The sequence below is a fragment of the Providencia sp. PROV076 genome (assembly GCF_028483405.1).
GTDB classification, from domain to species: domain Bacteria; phylum Pseudomonadota; class Gammaproteobacteria; order Enterobacterales; family Enterobacteriaceae; genus Providencia; species Providencia huaxiensis.
Window position 1 is genome coordinate 41,228 of record NZ_JAMPRR010000017.1, and the last position, 18,419, is coordinate 59,646.

The window sequence follows — 18,419 nt, forward strand, 5'->3', positions numbered from 1 at the left end:
TTATTAAAACAATAATAAATTAGACCATTTTTTTGAGTTTCTCTAGAATAACATTCCAATAAAATTCAAAATTAACCCTCAAAAAATGGATTATGGTAATGGATAACCTTAAAATATTTGCTGATGAGATACAGCAAGGTAACTTACAACTAGGATGGTATAAAAAAGGGAGAGTGGTAGTTATTCAGCAAGATACCACCTTGATAAATGCATTAAAGGATAACCCTGAACAATCAGCTGACGGCGAAAAAGCATTTAAGTTATTCAGTTGGTTAAGTGATAAGCCCCGTTTAGCGGGTGAAAATAAAAAAACCTATGTATTGAGTACGCTCGGCGCTAAACATTTCTCCGGCTTTAGTTTCCATACGAAGCAAAATCTGTTTGTTGAAAGTTTTAATTCACCCCACGAATGGATTGATGGAGAAACCAGAGCACAAGCTCAGCTCGCTGACTTATTACTACCAAGCGGGCAATGGCATCGCCATTATAGCATCGTAGTCTTACCCGAAAATGCCAATGACAAGCAAATCGATCTCGTTCGCCACTGGTTGGAACTCACAGATGGGAGTTTATTGATAGTCAAAGATAAACACAAAAAACCCTCAGCTTCTACTCAACAACTCATTGATGAACTTCGCCCAGTAGAACACATTGCATTAACCAATAACACCTTAGAAAATCACAATTTCCAGCAAGCCATCACCCTACCACCCCACACAATAAACTCATTGAAGCTAACCGATGAGTTACGGGAAAACAGCCAGTTTTTTTCAATAACTATAAAAAATACAAATAATAACAGTGTATTATCTTTACATGACATCCCAATTACAGAAGCGTCGTCTTGGCAACAGATTGCCCATTCCATCGAAACTGATGTTAATAAAATGATGGCAGTAAATCAGCTTCCTGCAGTTAAAATCAGCTATGAAAAGAATACCTTAAAACTTGTCGGTGAAAATATCATTTTTCGCCAATTCCAATTGAAACAAACAAAACAGGCAACTTCTCGATATAATACGCAAGAAAGTGTTCCTCAAATTCTACCTATTTTAGTCGCAGAAAACCCAGATGAGCTTCCTAATCATTTAGTTGTGGGTGCCATAACAGGAAAACTGCCAAATAATCCTCACATTAAGGATTACAAAATCCTTGAACAGCCTAAATTTGGCCGACTAACACTCAATAGCACCACCAATGAGTGGCAATATATTGCCAATAACGCAAAATTTGAAACCCACTCAGATCAATTTGATTTTATCGCCATGCTACCTAATGGCCAGCAATCACAGCCACTTTCCATTCAGTTACAAACTGAAAATGCACCGCAACTCCGCATTCCAGGGAAGCGTACGTTTTCTGTTCCAGACCCGATCTACCATGAACCTCAACGACGTTACAACCCCACACCAAGCGATATGAAAGTCCATAATATTCAACTTGCGCAGACTCACTTGCAGAATATGACGGATAAACATATGAGCTTAACGGCTAATCGCTGGGCACTATTGAATGTGGAGATCACCAGCGAAACGGCAGCAAACTCCCCCGATATTAGAGCTATTGTCAGTAACAAAGAAAGAAAAATATTAGGTCGAGTGAGACTCACTGGCCCAAACCATCTGCCAAAAACATTAACCGCGTTTCCCCAACAAATGAATGTCTCTGCGCAAAATTGGCATCAGCAACGTTTTACAGCACCGCTAAAAGGTGAGTGGATACAACCGGATATCAACATTATAGTCACGGTTAATGGCAAACCCATTATCACCGAAGAAACCAACCAATATGGTTTGTTCTCCCCAAATGTTACCCTTGATAACCACTTAATTGTTCATGTTGATAGCCACAGTTTATATCAACAAGGTCATGGTGTTTATTCATCCTCCCCGCTCAGTTGGGGAAAAGAAGCCGCGACAATCTTACCTGTTGGACAACTCACATTGTATAGCGCTCCTGCTACAGTGAGTCACCCAAGCTTAACGCCATATTTTAGCTCTTCCAATAGTAAAGCTATCCCTCTTATTCATCCTCATTATGATAACCCTGAAGAAATTGGCTACCACCCCAGCGCACAAATTTATTGGGCTTACAATAATAGTAAGAAATACCAAGCTGCTAACAATGCTAATTGTGACTATCAATATACCGCAGTTGAAATCTTGACTTCGAATGCTAGCACTGCCCTATTAGGACTAGCATTACCTAACCACGGTGGTGGAGTTCACGAACCCAACGTGATGTTTCATGAAGTTTTTGGTCACGGCCTTGACTTGCCTCATACCGATATGAAAGATCGCAATAATCAGCCAACATACCCTTACAGTTATTATAGTCACGGTAAAAACCCAGCCTATAACCAATCTAGGCAATATTATGTCACTTATCACGATCTCCACAGTCACTTACAACAAGCCATGCCAACCATGCTTTCCAGCTTTGTTCCTTTTCGAAGTGGTGCTTATGATGCCTTCTTGCCTCACGCAGATGCCTATAACCAAAAAATTCACCAATTTTTAAGTGGAAGAGTACGCTGGCAATATAATAAAACGAAAGGGGAAGATACCGAAGATGGCGGGTTTGCAGGTGACGGTTTTTATCAGCGCTGGGATCAAACCAATAAACAATGGGTCACACTAACCCAACAAAATTACGCTGAATATTATAAACTAACGCAAATTGAGCAATTTCCTCATCAGCGCGATGTACCAATTTATTGGATACAGCACCAATTTGCCAAAATGACGGATAATACCCTTCATCCTTATAGCACTATCACTGTTGATCGAACCATAGGAAACCTCCCCGCTGACTACCATAATCTAAAAACGGGGGGTGGCCGCCCATATGATATTTATGGTGACTATGCATTAACTGTCACTTATGCGACTCCAAATGGGTTATTAACCGAGGTATTACAAATTCCACACGCAGTGAGCTTCAATATTGCAGATAAAGGCGAATTGGTTCAGTTTACTGTACATGAATTAAACTACAAAAAAGAGATGGGTTCGTTGCTCTCTCACTATAGCAACCCAAATTCATTAGCGAATCGTCTATTTGCAGAGCATGATGGCCAAACAGTACCTAACCAATTGTTACTCGATAATTATTGGCAAGGAACCCCTATTTACTGGGCTGCAACAGAAGAAGGCTTAATTGATTTTTCGACAGGTAAAGTCAACACCGACAAAGTCACCTCAAACAGTGCGCTCTACGCTAAATGGGTTGAAAATGGCCGCCTACATCAACAATATTTTTCATTATCTGACCCATTTGGCCAAAAACGGCAAGTTGATACTTCTGTGAAGTTTATTGCGCTCAATCACCTTGATACTCACACAATGGATTACTCCACGAGACCTGATGTGCTCTACTGCACAGCGGAGCAACCTTTAGTTGCAGATGTAAATTTCGAACAAACGGTTGATATTACTCACTTAAACTTGCCTGATGGCCAGTACGCTTTTTGGGTCACACTATGGACAAGTGATGCTCAGAAACAAGTTCAAGAAAATGTGCCAGCAGAAGAGTGGTATTTTTCAGTACAACAAAATCAATTAACAATAAAAGGCACAATAGACAGTACCCCAGAACTAAAACTGGATGGAATACTCATTCATATCGACCAACACTTGCAGGACAATGCGATACCAAAATTGGTTTGGCTCCAACAAGACTATAAAAACCCAGTGGGACAATTAGCAGAGAATACAGAATTTCTAGATCACAACCGACCGGTAATATTTAATTCAGGAGCCATTTTGCCAGAGTTAATATCATCAATACCTGAAGAGGAACCTAGCTCTTTTTATTCATCAACACAATCAATTCCGCAACAGAAGCAAGCTGATATACTACTCAGCGCGTAATCTAAAGGTCAGTCTGTCTTTTCACAGCCTGACCTTCTTCCCATTAGACAGTCCGTTCTGAATGTGCCATTCGTTTGGCGAGTGGTAGCCAGCACAGTAAAATGAGTACTGACATTAAAAACATCAACAACCCGAGGCTAAACTGTCCGTTCTGCGGCAACAACGCAGAAACCCAAGTTGCAACACCCGAACCGACATTTTGTAAGCCACCAACGAGTGCGCCCGCAGCCCCTGCCAAATAAGGGAAAGGCTCCATTGCCCCTGTCGTTGCTAACGGAAATAACATGCCTGCACCAAAGAAAAACACCGCTGCGGGTACTAATAATGTCCAGGTATTCATAACGCCAAACCAACCTGGCACCCACATCATGAAACCAGCCAATAAACAAACAAGCACTGAATGCCACATCAAATTATAAAACGTTTTTCCCTCTCGCCCTGCATACCAAGCACCAAAGAAAGCGGCAGGAATAGGCAAGATAAATAAGATACTTACGGTGATGCTATTTAGCCCCAATACACCGCCCATCAATACACCGCTACTGGCCTCAAACACTGCTATTCCAGCTAATGCACCCACTAACATAGCAAGATAAGAGAGAAATGAGCCACTCGATAATAACTCTCTATATGATGCGATCATTTTATGCTTTTCAGGTGAAACAGGGCGTGTTTCTGGTAACCAACGATACATACTTAATAATACAGAAGCACCTAAGACAAAGAGGAAAATATAACAAGCATGCCACCCCCAGAAATGCGCCAATATTCCGCCAAACATTGGAGCTAATAATGGGCTCACTAATATTCCCATATTTAATAAACTATTTGCATAACGCAACGCAGTGCCTTTATATAGGTCACGAGGCATGGTTCTTGCCATCACACCCGCAACACCCGTTCCTAGGCCCTGCAACCCACTCGCTATAGTGAGTACATTTAATGTTGGCGCAAAAATTGCCACAATCGTTGAAAATAAGAAAATAGTTAAACCCGTTAAAATAACAGGTCGGCGACCAATTCGGTCAGATAGCGGCCCATAAACTAACTGCGAAAAACCATAAGAAAATAAATAAGCCGCCATCACTTGTTGAACAGCACCAGATGGCTCATTAAAATAAGCGGCAATTTCAGCAATGACAGGAACATAAATAGTTTGTGTCATTTGGCCGACCGCTGCCAATGCAATTAGCATCAATAGCAAATTAAAATGTTCCAGTTTTCTCATTTTTCTCTCAAATACATCCAATAATGCAAAAACACTCTATTTCGGACACAAAATAACGCTGCATTATTTCATTGTAATAACGCAAAATTATTTAGGTGCTTAATTATCAATATAAAAATACTGCTCTACGCTTTCATGTCATTTTAAATAAATAGCAAATAATGCGTTTTGCTTGAGTGTGACTAAGATAACAAAAGCTGCCATCTTTTCGTAGTAGTACGACATTTTATATTTTCCGCTAATGGCAGTAATATTCGCCAGCATTGTCAACATAACTGTACATTGAACTTTAAAACTTACCAATTCCAAGAATAAAACACTGAAACACATTATCGATAAGCATAAATAATGAACTGTTTTAGTATTAAATCCTAGTAAACCAGACTTTGGCTCATTTATATCAAAAATGAGTTATTTCTAAGATAGTCGATTTTAAAATATGAAGAGGTGGGATTTATGGCAAATTGGGTAACAGGAACAGTGATTGAAGCCAGATTTTGGACCGATTCATTATTCAGCCTTGTCATCAAGGCCCCGATTAAACCCTTTACCGCAGGGCAATATGCAAAACTTGGACTAGAGATCGAAGGGGTTCGTGTTCAGCGAGCTTACTCTTATGTCAACGCACCCAGTGATGACCGACTTGAATTTTATTTTGTCATCGTTCCCGAAGGAAAACTTAGCCCCAAACTAGCGCAATTAAAACCGGATGATACGTTGCAGATCACGGATGAAGCCACGGGTTTCTTCGTGCTAGACGAAATACCTGAATGTAAAAATTTGTGGATGTTATCAACAGGTACCGCAATTGGGCCTTTTTTGTCCATCTTACAGGAGGGTAAAGACCTTGAGCGTTTCGAGAAAATTGTTTTACTTCACGCTGTCCGTTATGAGAAAGATTTAAGTTATTTACCCTTAATGAAAAAGTTGGAACAACAATACCAAGGAAAATTAAAGATTGTCACCGTAGTGAGCCGGGAACAATGTGCGGGTTCATTATATGGTCGTGTTCCAGCTTTAATTGAGGATCATGAACTTGAAAACACTGTTGGCTTAACACTTTCGCCTGACACCTGTCACGTCATGTTGTGTGGCAACCCTGAAATGGTCAGAGATACTCGTAATACGCTGAAAAATAGCCATGGGATGGTTAAACACTTGCGCCGCAAGCCTGGCCATATCTCTAGTGAACAATATTGGTAATGTCATACACTACCCTGATGCATCTTCAGGGTAGCATTTATGCTATATGGTATTCGCGCTATAGATAATCTACTGTTTCTGTTTCTTCACCATAGTGATTAACACCATCCATTCCCACAAAAGCCCCACAATCGAGTACCATTATCATAGTAATTAATAATGGTAAGAAACGCCCTATCCCCCATTGCCACACAGGTTCAAATTGGCTGACATCGATTGAAAAAAGTGCAAATGCCAATAAAATTAACGCAAACCATCCCCCCGATTTCCCACGGTCGTGTAAACGCTTCACAAAGATAGCCGCCAAAGGATAAAGTAGTAAAATAAATAACGAGATAGCAAGCGTTTCAGAAAATAGCAGTGCATTTTGTAACAGGGCAACGGCGGTCATTAAAATAAAAATGACTGCAATACCTACCCAAAATGGCCGGCGACCGATACGGCCTTTGAAGGAAAAAGCCCATTGTTGTAATGTCATTACCTATAATCCTGATACAATGTGGAAAACTAAAAATGAGTGGCTCAAAAATGACCCAAACTTTATTTCGCTCGGTATACGCCATCATAACCATTTTTGTGCTTAGTGCGCCACAACTGGCTTTCGCTCAGAAAGTCCCCACTTTGCCAGATACCGATTTCAAAGTCGCCTATTTAGCCCCTGACGCCCCCTCTTTTGAGTTGACTATTCCTGAGCTGCGCAATCAATTCAATCATGAATATAAAGATTTATATCTCCATGAATATAAAGTCATTACGAGTCAGGATATCTCCGCTCCTTACATTCGCGCGGCCTCTCGTATTAACCAACAGATATACTCCTCAGCAGTGTTAGAGCGTGGTAGTGAAAAAATTAAAAGTTTACAGATCACATTACTACCGTCTGATAACCCACAAGAAAACCAAAAAAACCGGCAATTAATGGAAAGTTATACCATGGCAATGGTCCGTATATTTTCCCCTGAAGTTTCACTGGATAAAGCCCCTGAGCTTACGGAAGCCTTAAATAAATTTATTGCCAATAATAGTACAACTCACGCGGAAGAAGCTCGATTAGGTACGTTAAGGTATATTTTAGTAAAAAGTGACAATAATGTGCTTACTTTTGCTGTTGAACCGATTAAGCTAGAACAACAAACACCCTAAACTGACTGTGATCACGCTCTAAGAACAAGCATGATAAAAAGCAAAGCTATTATTATCCATTGTTCTTATAATGCAGAAGGTGAATGGCGACAACATTGTCACATTGCGCGTGTAACATAAGCGTGTGATGAATAACTTATTGATTAATCATTCAAACTCTCTGGTTGGAGGAAACAACATGCGACATCCATTGGTAATGGGTAACTGGAAACTGAACGGCAGCACACAGATGGTCAATGACCTCATCGCTGGCTTGCGTAATGAACTCAGCAGCGTTGATGGCTGTGGTGTGGCTATTGCACCACCTGCACTTTATTTGACCCAAGCTAAACATGCATTAGCAGGTAGCCGTATTGCATTAGGTGCACAAAACGTTGACGTTAACCTATCAGGTGCATTTACAGGTGAAACCTCTGCTGAAATGTTAAAAGATGTTGGCGCCAAATACATCATTATCGGCCACTCAGAACGTCGTACCTATCACAACGAAAGTGATGAATTTGTCGCTAAGAAATTTGCGGTATTAAAAGAGCAAGGCCTGATCCCAGTACTGTGTATTGGTGAAACTGAAGCTGAAAATGAAGCTGGTAAAACTGAAGAAGTATGCGCTCGCCAAATTGATGCCGTATTAAATTCTTTAGGTGCGGAAGCTTTCCAAGGTGCCGTTATCGCCTATGAGCCAATCTGGGCTATCGGTACAGGTAAATCAGCAACACCTGCACAAGCACAAGCAATCCATAAATTTATTCGTACCCATATTGCGAAAAAAGATGCAGCCATTGCTGAACAAGTAATCATTCAATACGGTGGTTCTGTTAATGCCAGCAATGCAGCAGAGCTATTCACTCAACCAGATATCGATGGTGCCTTAGTGGGTGGAGCTTCTCTGAAAGCTGACGCTTTTGCTGTAATTGTTAAAGCTGCAGCTGAAGCAAAAAAAACAAAATAAGGTTATTTTAACACCTTGAGATTAACCGCCAATATTGGCGGTTTTTTTGTTTTTATTAATTTTGTTATTCATAAATAATTTCATATCAATAACCTTACTCCCATAATAATTGCCAAAAAACAATTACCACCAAACAATATAATTGAAATTTAATTTCAAAAAAAATAAATTGAAATTAATTAAATTCGAAATAAATTAATAAACGAATGATTAAAAACTCAGAAATAAATCATTAATAAAAATATTCATCAATTTGAAACAAAATAAAAACACCATAAATAACAGTAAATTGAAAGGGGCTTCAATTTCATTTTATCTATACCACTTATCCTCTATTAAATAATAACGGTAGACAACCTATAAAAGTTAATTCACATTTAATCTCGCTAATCGCTCAGCTAGATAATTGACATTAATAACTTTTACCTTGAAGGATAAATATGAAATATATAGTTGGTTTAATCTATAGCATCATAACTATATTCCCTGCAATTTGTTTTTCTGAATCAAACGATGACTCTTGGCGAGTTAATACTAATATTTATTTGGAAATAGAAGAATACCAAGGTCAGCGTGATTCATTCAAAAATAAAGTCTACGATAAAATCAGCACAGTTGGCCAATTAAAGCTATACAACCCTAAATCTGACTGGCGTTTTACCCTAGATCATCGTGAATCCTTAAGGAATCATGGTCGCAATTTCTCAACCTCACGGGATTCTTACATTCGGAACCGCACGCAAATTGATGCTATCAAGCAAATTATCAACACCTTAAAATCAGACTTAGAACTTGGTTTTCGTTACAGAAAAGAATCAAACGATGTGGAGCCTAACAGCAAAGCACGTTCTTCGAATCGTTTATATGGCTTAACCCCTGCCGGTGAGTACCGTTTCAACGATGATTGGTCTTTTAACTTTTGGCTCTCTTATCTTTATTACAGCAATTATTTCAACGACAGTAGCCATGAAGCAGAAACCGAATATGGCGTGACTTATAAATATTCAGATGCATTAAAAGCAAAACTCACTGTTTATATTGATAACCAATGGGATAAACATTTCAGTACCCGCTTTTTACAATCACAAGTTCGCGCTTACTTACCCATTACCATTAAACCCAACTGGAAAATTACACCGTATGTACGCTATTTCTTACAAGAAAATACCTATGACAAAAATAATTATTTAACTCAGGAAATTAAAAATGGCTTCCGCATTGGCTCCCGCGTGGAATACAAAGCTACACCATCTCTAACTTTATGGAGTGAACTCGCCTATGAGCCCTCAACATGGAAATCGCCTAAAAAGAATGGGATCACGTCAGGATATGATAACAAGCAAACCCTATATCTCGGTAAAATCGGCGTAAAATATCAGTGGTAATTTTTAGATTGCAACTAACTTAGTTCACAGAGAAATACCCGAAAATACAATACTCAAAATAGTTCGTGCTGTAGCTAGGCGGCAAGAGAAGCTAATCCCTAGGAGCATACACTAGTATGTGACTAGGGGTAGCGAGCGTCGCCAACAACGCTACAATGCAAAATATGACAAGAGTACAATACTCAAAATAGTTCGTGCTGTAGCTAGGCGGCAAGAGAAGCTAATCCCTAGGAGCATACACCAGTATGTGACTAGGGTTAGCGAGCGTCGCCAACAACGCTACAGTACGAAATATGAAGAGTATTAGCGTCGAATGATTTCGTCGAACACCCCCCCATTCGCAAAATGCGTTGCTTGTGCTAATTGCCAACCACCGAAACTGGCGTCTACCGTCAGCAACTTAAGCTCAGGGAACTGCTGCTGATATTTTTTAGCCACTTCCACATTTCGTGGACGATAATAGTTTCTCGCTGCAATTTCCTGCCCTTCCGCAGAATAAAGATGCTCTAGGTAAGCTTCTGCAACAGCCCTGCGGTCACGTTTATCGACAGTTTTATCAACAACAGCGACGGTTGGCTCAGCAAGAATCGAAATACTTGGCGTCACTATTTCAAACTGCCCGCTTTCCCCCAACTCATTGATAGCTAACAACGCTTCATTTTCCCAAGCAATTAATACATCACCTATGCCGCGTTCAACAAAACTATTGGTCGCACCACGAGCCCCTGAATCGAGTACTTCCACATTTTGATAAAGTTGTTTAACAAATTGCTTTGCTTTTTCAGGATCTTGCTGGTTTTTATCTAACGCATATCCCCATGCCGCTAAATAATTCCAACGTGCTCCGCCTGAGGTTTTCGGATTCGGTGTCACCACAGAGGCGTCTTTGCGGACTAAGTCATCCCAGTCCTTAATATTTTTCGGGTTATCTTTACGGACTAGAAAGACGATAGTCGATGTATAAGGTGCTGAGTTATCGGGGAGTTTTTCTATCCAGTTTTTATCTATACGGCCACTTTGTGCAATAGCATCAACATCATAGGCTAAAGCCAACGTCACAACATCAGCTTCTAACCCATTCACTACTGATATGGCTTGCTTACCTGAACCCCCATGAGATTGCCGAATAGTGACAGTATCCCCCGTTTTCTTTTTCCAATAATCACTAAATTCCTGATTATATTGTTGATAAAACTCACGAGTCGGATCATAAGACACATTCAGTAATTGAATGTTTTTCGCCCATGCCCCTGTCGCTAACAGCAATAACAATGCTGTGGTGAATTGTGATTTTGTTACCTGCCATGAACTTGCCATCTGCCTTTCCTCATTAAATTTATGATAAGGAGAGGCTGACAGATAGCACCAATTACGGGAAATAATTAAAAAGAAAAACTTATAATAATGAGGAATATGTGAACAAAAAAATAAAGACGTAAAAATAACCACCTTCTAAAATGTATCGTTCATTCCATATTAGAAAAAGCCATGTAACACTTACAAAAATTTAAGTGGTATTAGCATTCCGCAAAGGTCAGCTGGCCATTTCTATTATGGCCAGCCTTTTGGAAAAGTGTATCTGATAAATAGAATAATTGATCTGTAATCTGGTATAAGATGAAAACGTTTAAACCTATTTCGTTATTTACAAGAGTCTCCTATTATCAATAGTTTCCTTTCTTAACAAATAAAAGGAAATACAATTTTAACGTTATAATGTCGTTTCATTTTCTTGCGGTAATGCTGATTTTGGCAGACCAAAGATTTTGTCAAAAGCCCAATTAAAAAAGAAAGTATAAATTGGGATAAAAATAATCAAGGCAACATCAAATATTAACGCTTGTAAAAGACTAATTGAAAGCCACCATGCAATTAATGGAATTAAGAAAAAAACCAGTGTTATTTGAAACAATATGGCATGAACAAAACGACGCCTAAATGTCCTAATACGTGATTTTTGTTTCGACTCCCAATATTCAAATACGGTATTGAAAATAAAATTCCAACTGACTGCAATAGTCGTTATTACTAATGCTAATGGACCTGTAGTTCCCGCTGAATTACCAGAAAGAAAAGCCAGTGCTAATGCTGAAATAAACCAACCAATAACTTCATAAATCGTTATAAATACAATTCTACGTTTTATCCCCTGCATTTTCCACCTCCAAGATATTATTACCCATAAAGTGATAGAATAAACACCCTTCAACATTAATAAAGTTTAGCCACTCAATTTTTTATCGTAGGAGACAGTTTCATCTGCTGAGAAGCAGCAGGTATCGAACACCCAAAATTACATTAATTAGTAAAACACCTGATCAGACGAAAAATAGCATTTAATATTCTCGTATTAAATTAGCGACTTTATATAAACTTATAAATTATTAAATTTATATGTTTTTATTAAAAAGTTAATTTACCTTAATCATCCATTGTGCTTTTTTGACATCAATAGGCTCAGGAATTAGATGTGCTTTTACAAAAATATCTGCAACTTTTTGCTGCTTCACAAACGCATCATCACTCATATGAACAAATCCATAATTTATGCGTTGTAATGCTTTTAACCATATATCTTTGCCTAGCCCTGTTGAGGCTGATAATACCTCTGAGGTCTCTTGAGGATGCGTATTAACCCATTTACTTTGTTGTATTAGTTGCTCAATAATCACTTCAACATATTTAGATTTTTTTTCAGCAAAGTTACGACTAGCAAGGAAGAAGGTGTAATGAGGAACTAAATTTTCACCATTAACGATTTGACGAACTGGCAAGTTGGTTTCAACTTCAGCTAAAAAAGGGTCCCAAATCGCCCATGCATCAGTTGCTCCTTTCTCAAAGGCTGCTCTCGCATCTGATGGTTGTAAATAAACTGGTATAATATCACTGTAATTAAGCCCCACATGTTGCAATGCGGCCAGAAGCAAATAATTCACATCAGAACCTTTATTTAATGCAATACGCTTTCCCTTTAAATCATTGATAGACTTAATTGATGAATTTTCAGGAACAACAATTGCCTCTGATTTGGGATTAGCAGGTGAGTGACCTAAATAGACAAAATCAGCTTGTGCTGCTTGAGCAAAAATAGGTGGTGCATCTCCCGTCGCAGCTAAATCAATACTTCCTAGATTTAACCCTTCTAACATTTGTGGTCCTGCAGGAAATTCAATCCAATTAATATTAACATTATATTTTTTAAATTCGTTTTCTAATGAACCTCGATATTTTAATATTGCAAAAATATTGGATTTTTGATACCCAATATTAATTATTTTCGCTTCTGCAAAAGTAAAGTTGGGATAGATGAAAATCAATAATAAAGAAGCAAGTAGTATTAACCTTTTCATAATAGGGCTCCTGATGGAATTAGTTATCTAAAGTAGTTTTCACTCACTTATTTTGGCCTTGAATCATTGGCAATTGTTTCACCTAATGGTCCTGTATTAATACATGTTTTAGGGAAAGAAAACTCTTTTTGCCCCTCTAATAAAGGCATTACTAACTCTGCAAATCGGTGTGCTTCCTCTAAATGTGGATAACCTGAAAAAATAAACTTGCTAATACCCACAGCCTGATATTCCCTGATTCGTTCTGCAACTTGTTCAGGTGAACCAACTAAAGCCGTTCCAGCTCCACCTCGAACTAAACCAATACCAGCCCATAAATTAGGTGCAATAAATAAGTTATCTTTAGAACCATTATGGAGTGATTGCATACGCCCTTGCCCTATTGAATCCATGCGCGAAAAAATAGATTGGGCTTGAGCAATAATTTCATCATCAAGATGTGAAATCAGCTTATTTGCCGCATCAATAGCCTCTTGCTCTGTTTCTCGCACAATCACATGTAAACGGATACCAAATTCCAATTGATTACCTTTCTCATCTGCGAGTTTCCGTACCGCTGTAATTTTTTCAGCTACGTCAGCGATTGGCTCGCCCCATGATAAATATGTATCAATATGTTCTGCTGCAACCGTTAATGCAGCTGGTGATGAACCACCAAAATACAGTGGAGGCCCTAATGATTGTACTGGAGGAAATAGCAATTCTGCATTTTCAACATATATATGTTCTCCTTGATAATTCACTTGTTTTTCTCCACGGATCAAACGTTTATAAACTTCAAGGAATTCCTCTGTCACTTTATATCGCTCTGCATGATTTAAAAAAATTCCATCACCTTTGTTTTCTATTGGATCACCACCTGTCACCACATTTACCAATAATCGTCCATCAGATAATCTATCCAAAGTTGAGGACATGCGAGCAGCTAGTGAGGGAGGTTGAAGACCAGGCCTAACCGCAACTAAAAAGCGTAATTGTTTGGTCACTGAAACCAATGCTGCAGCGATTAACCATGAGTCTTCGCAGCTTTTACCTGTAGGGATCAGTACACCATAGAAACCTAAACTATCCACTGCGATAGCAATTTGCTGTAAATAAGATAATGTCACTGGACGAGCACCTTTTTGTGTTCCTAAATAGCGCCCTTCTCCATGCGTCGGTAAAAACCAAAATAGCTGTAGTTCTTGCTGTACTGTCATATTTAATTCCTATTTACTTGGTAATAACCAGAAATTATTTTTAATATCTCTAGAACGCTGTAAGTGCACTCAATACCTTCGATTCAAGTTCAATCAATCGAGAGTTCGTCAGTATTCTGGGGTAATCTTCATTTACTTGTAAATCTAAATACAGCCCACCATCCTTTAACATCAAAACTCGTTCAGAGATAAACACAGCTTCATGCACATCGTGTGTGACAAGTACGACGGTGAATTGGTATTCTTGCCATAGCTTAATGATCAACTGCTGCATTTCTATTCGAGTTAATGCATCAAGTGCACCCAAAGGCTCATCAAGTAATAGTAAACGAGGACGATGAATAAGCGCTCTTGCTAATGCGACACGCTGTTTCTGTCCCCCTGATAATGTTGCAGGCCATTCATTAGCTTTATCAATCAATCCAACAGCATCTAGCGCTTCAAGTGCCTCATTACGCCATTCTCCTTTAAGTCCAAGCTCTACATTCTCAATGACTTTTTTCCATGGCAGTAATCGCGGTTCTTGGAACATCATGCGTGTATCATCATAAAAATGAGCTAGTGATAGTGTTTCGCTTGTGATTTCCCCTGATGAGGGCAAATCTAAATTAGCTATTAGGCGTAATAAAGAACTCTTACCACAGCCACTGTGCCCAACAATCGCGACAAATTGCCCTGCAGGAATTGTAAAGCTAAGGGATTTAAGTACTTCATGGGCACCAAACTGTTGAGTAATCTGCTTAACATTAACTGTAACGCCTGCATTTCTAAGGGGTTGACTTATCATCATGCTGTAACCCTTTTTTTCTGCCAAATAGGGTGCCAACGCAAAAGTACAACTTCCAATAAATAGGTCGACCAGTCTGCTATTTTACCCAGTAAGGCATAAACAATGATGGTAAATACTACAATGTCAGTTCTGAGAAACTCGCGTGCATTCATTGCTAAATATCCGATCCCTGCATTTGTAGAAATAGTTTCAGCGACAATTAATGTTAGCCACATCAATCCAAGAGAAAAACGGACACCAACTAATATTGATGGTAATGCCCCCGGAAAAATAACGTGATGGAATAATTGATATCCACTTAGCCCATAGCTTTTTGCCATCTCAATCAAACCTCGATCAATATGTCTAATACCATGTAATGTATTTAAATAAATAGGGAAAAAAGTACCTAATGAGACGAGAAATATTTTAGCTTTCTCATCAATACCAAACCATAAAATAACTAAAGGGATAAGTGCCAAGTGGGGTATATTGCGGATCATTTGTATCGAACTATCCAATAAAGTTTCACCTAATCGGGATAGCCCTGTAATTAGCCCTAGTATAAGCCCTATCGAACCGCCAATAATAAAACCTATCGAGGCACGTAATGTGCTGACAACCATATTTTCCCATAGCTCACCACTTTTTATTAACCTCCAACCAGCATTCATTACTTGAAGTGGTTCTGGTAATATACGACTTGATACCCAGCCTGAATTCACGGAAAATTGCCAGATCATAAGTAATGCTATAGGTACCAGCCAACTCAAAAATAAGTTACGTTGATAGCTCATTTTGTTCTCCCTATTCAACAACCGTGTATAATTTATCTTCTAATATATGCCACCAATTTTATTTAGTGAGCGATAAAAAAACGTAAGGTATGATTTACCCTACCAATAATTTCGTCATTAAAAATATATTTTTTAGCCTGTTCTGAATACTGTGATTGTTTATTACTAATATAAATTCCAAGCATAATTTCTTCAGCTTTTAATGCCATTAATAAAGGTTTGAATGCATAATCCAGTGCTAATTGATGGCACTCACTACCTCCAGACATAATTGGCAATACCCTTTTATTAGCAAATGAGCCTTGTGGCAACAAATCAATTAATGACTTTAATACACCGCTATACGATGACTGGTAAACTGGTGAAGCTATAATAACACCATCTGCTCTCTTAACTTTTTTAATAAATAATTCTATTTGAGAATGTTGACATTCTGCTTTTAATAGCACACTTGAATCAAATTCATTCACACTAACCCGTTCAATCATTACATCATATGCACTTAACCATTTCTCAACATAATCAAGCAAGGCAGATGAAAGTGATTTCGAATTTGGGCTTCCTGAAATAATAAGAATATTCATACCAACCTCTCTATTATTAACTAATCATTAATATTTATCTAATTAACCTAATATAAATAAATATTTTTTTGTTATTAGTAATACTATAATCGACATAAAAGAATCTAGCTCTTTGCTTATTATTGAATTTCAAAACAGGAATAAAACACAGAAATCAAAGAAACATTGAAGCTACCTACTTTAAAGTTGAAATTAGCAGAGTTATTGAATCTTATATTAGCCTACTTAGTAGTGAAAAATGTCTGACAAGTGTTATAGGATAGAATAAACAGTTATTAACAATATCTGACTTACAAACACTTTATTTTATTAATATTTAATTAAGAGGGTAATAGTATTACTGTAAGAGACGTACTTATCCATGTTGAATATTTTAGTAGAAAACCAGTAAGCGAAAGATTTCAATAATCGTTTGATAAATTAATAGGCGGCTTCGTAATTACGTTTTAGTATGAATCACCCCAAAAAACTGACTTATTTGTTATTTGAAACAAATGCAAGGAGAGTGTATAGATTACGGATCTATAACGTTAGATTGTAATCCGTTGACACTAGATATTTATTCAAACTTCCTGATCATTTCACTAATTATCAAAATCGGAAAAAAAAATTCCAATTTATGTGTTTATTTTTGAACGTTGCTCAACAAATATTAACATTAATTTAATATTATAAAACTTGGAGGTGAGTATTTATGAAAAAACAAGAACGACAAAAAGCGATTCGAATTAAGTTGATAACTGATAAAAAAGCTTATGTTAGCGAATTAGCTAAAGAATTATCAGTAACGACTAGAACTATCCGTAATGACTTAAATGAACTATGCCAAAGTACACTATTCTCATTATTTCATGGTGGCGTACAATTAAAGAACACACCTGATGACGAGTCCTTATTTGAACGGTCGTTTACAAAAACGATATTGAATGGTTTTAAAAGTGGCAAGGATATTGTGCCAAATTCGAATCGAACCACACAAAACAGCTATATAAATGAAAGTGTTTACATTCTAGGTTCGTTTAATGTTGATATTGTCTCTGAAATAACAGCATTGCCCCAGATTGGGCAAACCATACGAGCTTCTGCAACACATTTTTACGCCGGAGGAAAAGGGACAAATCAAGCTATCGCAGCGGCTAAAATTAATAATAACGTTCACTTAACGGTTAAATTAGGCTCAGATGAGTTTTCAAAAAAAGCTAAGAGGTATTTAACAAAAACTGAAATTTCATCGTTTTCTTTTCTGGTAAATGAAGTGTCACCAACTGGAATAGCAATCGTATGGGTTTCTGATGCTACTGGTGACAATATGATCAGTGTCACTCTTGGTGCCAACGAAACATTTACCGAAGAGGATGTTTTATTAGATATTGATATTATTCGCAATTGCAGAGTATTTTTGACTCAGCTAGAAAACAATTTCCCTATAACTCGTTATGCAATAATGCAGGCAAAACTTGGAAAAGCCATTATTGTATTGAACCCAGCCCCTTATGTTCCAGAAATCAAAGAAATATTGCACTTAATAGATATTATTACACCGAATAAAATTGAGGCCGAAGCATTATCCGGAGTAGTTATTGACGATATTAATTCAGCAAAAAATGCAGCCAAAAGCATTCACATTCAAGGTGCAAAATCCGTCATCATTACGTTAGGTAGCCAAGGCTGTCTAATCTTTGATGGCAAAGTTTATACCCATATTCCTGCCTATAAATCAGCTGTTGTCGATACCAGTGGAGCAGCCGATGCCTTTACTGGGGCACTGGCAGCATACATTGCAAATGGTAAAGAGCTCGTCAATGCAGCGCAATATGCTTCTGCATTTGCATCGTTGAAAGTTGAACGTAAAGGCGCATCAAATATGCCCAGTAGTTCGCTCGTTTATCACCGTAAGCAGCAACTGTTTAGAGAATTATTCAGTCCCCTAAGCCTATAGG

The 18,419-nt window shown here is 38.1% G+C and carries 15 protein-coding genes; 6 read left to right on the forward strand and 9 right to left on the reverse strand.

The window, feature by feature from the left end:
- Nucleotides 1–98: 98 nt before the first annotated feature.
- On the forward strand, nt 99–3,872 hold the full coding sequence (locus tag PSF67_RS11395) for a hypothetical protein (protein ID WP_272676926.1): 3,774 nt from the start codon (nt 99–101) through the stop codon (nt 3,870–3,872).
- A gap of 43 nt (nt 3,873–3,915) precedes the next feature.
- Here the strand turns inward: PSF67_RS11395 and emrD are convergent, their stop codons facing one another.
- Nucleotides 3,916–5,100, reverse strand: coding sequence for a multidrug efflux MFS transporter EmrD (emrD, locus tag PSF67_RS11400; RefSeq protein ID WP_166267040.1), 1,185 nt, complete (start codon nt 5,098–5,100; stop codon nt 3,916–3,918).
- A 456-nt stretch (nt 5,101–5,556) separates the two neighbouring features.
- Here emrD and fpr point away from each other — a divergent pair, with 456 nt between their 5' ends.
- The gene (gene fpr / locus PSF67_RS11405; RefSeq protein ID WP_272676927.1) at nt 5,557–6,303 is read left to right on the forward strand and encodes a ferredoxin--NADP(+) reductase; all 747 of its coding nucleotides are present in this window, start codon (nt 5,557–5,559) and stop codon (nt 6,301–6,303) included.
- Nucleotides 6,304–6,361: 58 nt separating this feature from the next.
- Here the strand turns inward: fpr and PSF67_RS11410 are convergent, their stop codons facing one another.
- On the reverse strand, nt 6,362–6,781 hold the full coding sequence (locus PSF67_RS11410; protein ID WP_166267044.1) for a DUF805 domain-containing protein: 420 nt from the start codon (nt 6,779–6,781) through the stop codon (nt 6,362–6,364).
- A 35-nt stretch (nt 6,782–6,816) separates the two neighbouring features.
- On the opposite strand from PSF67_RS11410, the gene PSF67_RS11415 reads away from it, so the two are divergent.
- The 3 genes from PSF67_RS11415 to PSF67_RS11425 all read left to right on the forward strand — a co-directional run bounded on the left by PSF67_RS11415 (nt 6,817) and on the right by PSF67_RS11425 (nt 9,780).
- Nucleotides 6,817–7,446: a DUF1454 family protein gene (locus PSF67_RS11415; protein ID WP_181489947.1), complete on the forward strand. Its 630-nt coding sequence runs from the start codon at nt 6,817–6,819 to the stop codon at nt 7,444–7,446.
- A 178-nt stretch (nt 7,447–7,624) separates the two neighbouring features.
- A complete protein-coding gene (gene tpiA / locus PSF67_RS11420) occupies nt 7,625–8,395 on the forward strand; it encodes a triose-phosphate isomerase (RefSeq protein WP_181489948.1) in 771 nt (256 codons plus the stop codon).
- A gap of 440 nt (nt 8,396–8,835) precedes the next feature.
- Nucleotides 8,836–9,780, forward strand: a complete 945-nt coding sequence (locus PSF67_RS11425) for an OmpG family monomeric porin (protein WP_272676928.1) — start codon at nt 8,836–8,838, stop codon at nt 9,778–9,780.
- Nucleotides 9,781–10,083: 303 nt separating this feature from the next.
- Here the strand turns inward: PSF67_RS11425 and PSF67_RS11430 are convergent, their stop codons facing one another.
- From PSF67_RS11430 to ssuE, 7 genes are all read right to left on the reverse strand, one after another.
- The gene (locus PSF67_RS11430) at nt 10,084–11,097 is read right to left on the reverse strand and encodes a sulfate ABC transporter substrate-binding protein (RefSeq protein WP_272676929.1); all 1,014 of its coding nucleotides are present in this window, start codon (nt 11,095–11,097) and stop codon (nt 10,084–10,086) included.
- Between the two features lie 394 nt (nt 11,098–11,491).
- Nucleotides 11,492–11,935 (reverse strand): PACE efflux transporter, encoded by a 444-nt coding sequence (locus PSF67_RS11435; RefSeq protein ID WP_272676930.1) that lies wholly within the window; start codon nt 11,933–11,935, stop codon nt 11,492–11,494.
- 256 nt (nt 11,936–12,191) lie between these two features.
- Nucleotides 12,192–13,130, reverse strand: coding sequence for an aliphatic sulfonate ABC transporter substrate-binding protein (locus tag PSF67_RS11440; protein ID WP_272676931.1), 939 nt, complete (start codon nt 13,128–13,130; stop codon nt 12,192–12,194).
- A 47-nt stretch (nt 13,131–13,177) separates the two neighbouring features.
- Nucleotides 13,178–14,329 (reverse strand): FMNH2-dependent alkanesulfonate monooxygenase, encoded by a 1,152-nt coding sequence (ssuD, locus tag PSF67_RS11445; RefSeq protein ID WP_272676932.1) that lies wholly within the window; start codon nt 14,327–14,329, stop codon nt 13,178–13,180.
- A gap of 49 nt (nt 14,330–14,378) precedes the next feature.
- Nucleotides 14,379–15,119: an ATP-binding cassette domain-containing protein gene (locus PSF67_RS11450; RefSeq protein WP_272676933.1), complete on the reverse strand. Its 741-nt coding sequence runs from the start codon at nt 15,117–15,119 to the stop codon at nt 14,379–14,381.
- Entirely contained in the window at nt 15,116–15,895 is a 780-nt protein-coding gene (gene ssuC / locus PSF67_RS11455; protein ID WP_272676934.1) for an aliphatic sulfonate ABC transporter permease SsuC, read from the reverse strand. Before ssuC ends, PSF67_RS11450 begins: the two co-directional genes overlap by 4 nt.
- A 62-nt stretch (nt 15,896–15,957) precedes the next feature.
- The gene (gene ssuE, locus PSF67_RS11460; RefSeq protein ID WP_272676935.1) at nt 15,958–16,479 is read right to left on the reverse strand and encodes an NADPH-dependent FMN reductase; all 522 of its coding nucleotides are present in this window, start codon (nt 16,477–16,479) and stop codon (nt 15,958–15,960) included.
- Between the two features lie 694 nt (nt 16,480–17,173).
- Here ssuE and PSF67_RS11465 point away from each other — a divergent pair.
- On the forward strand, nt 17,174–18,418 hold the full coding sequence (locus tag PSF67_RS11465) for a PfkB family carbohydrate kinase (RefSeq protein WP_272676936.1): 1,245 nt from the start codon (nt 17,174–17,176) through the stop codon (nt 18,416–18,418).
- The last annotated feature ends 1 nt before the right edge of the window (nt 18,419 follow it).

Coding starts and splice junctions, on each gene's coding strand:
- ssuE (WP_272676935.1), bottom strand. CDS start 16,479: ATGAATATTCTTATTATTTCAGGAAGCCCAAATTCGAAATCACTTTCA.
- PSF67_RS11425 (WP_272676928.1), top strand. CDS start 8,836: ATGAAATATATAGTTGGTTTAATCTATAGCATCATAACTATATTCCCT.
- PSF67_RS11415 (WP_181489947.1), top strand. CDS start 6,817: ATGAGTGGCTCAAAAATGACCCAAACTTTATTTCGCTCGGTATACGCC.
- PSF67_RS11440 (WP_272676931.1), bottom strand. CDS start 13,130: ATGAAAAGGTTAATACTACTTGCTTCTTTATTATTGATTTTCATCTAT.
- emrD (WP_166267040.1), bottom strand. CDS start 5,100: ATGAGAAAACTGGAACATTTTAATTTGCTATTGATGCTAATTGCATTG.
- tpiA (WP_181489948.1), top strand. CDS start 7,625: ATGCGACATCCATTGGTAATGGGTAACTGGAAACTGAACGGCAGCACA.
- PSF67_RS11435 (WP_272676930.1), bottom strand. CDS start 11,935: ATGCAGGGGATAAAACGTAGAATTGTATTTATAACGATTTATGAAGTT.
- fpr (WP_272676927.1), top strand. CDS start 5,557: ATGGCAAATTGGGTAACAGGAACAGTGATTGAAGCCAGATTTTGGACC.
- PSF67_RS11465 (WP_272676936.1), top strand. CDS start 17,174: ATGAAAAAACAAGAACGACAAAAAGCGATTCGAATTAAGTTGATAACT.
- PSF67_RS11410 (WP_166267044.1), bottom strand. CDS start 6,781: ATGACATTACAACAATGGGCTTTTTCCTTCAAAGGCCGTATCGGTCGC.
- PSF67_RS11450 (WP_272676933.1), bottom strand. CDS start 15,119: ATGATGATAAGTCAACCCCTTAGAAATGCAGGCGTTACAGTTAATGTT.
- PSF67_RS11395 (WP_272676926.1), top strand. CDS start 99: ATGGATAACCTTAAAATATTTGCTGATGAGATACAGCAAGGTAACTTA.
- ssuC (WP_272676934.1), bottom strand. CDS start 15,895: ATGAGCTATCAACGTAACTTATTTTTGAGTTGGCTGGTACCTATAGCA.
- ssuD (WP_272676932.1), bottom strand. CDS start 14,329: ATGACAGTACAGCAAGAACTACAGCTATTTTGGTTTTTACCGACGCAT.
- PSF67_RS11430 (WP_272676929.1), bottom strand. CDS start 11,097: ATGGCAAGTTCATGGCAGGTAACAAAATCACAATTCACCACAGCATTG.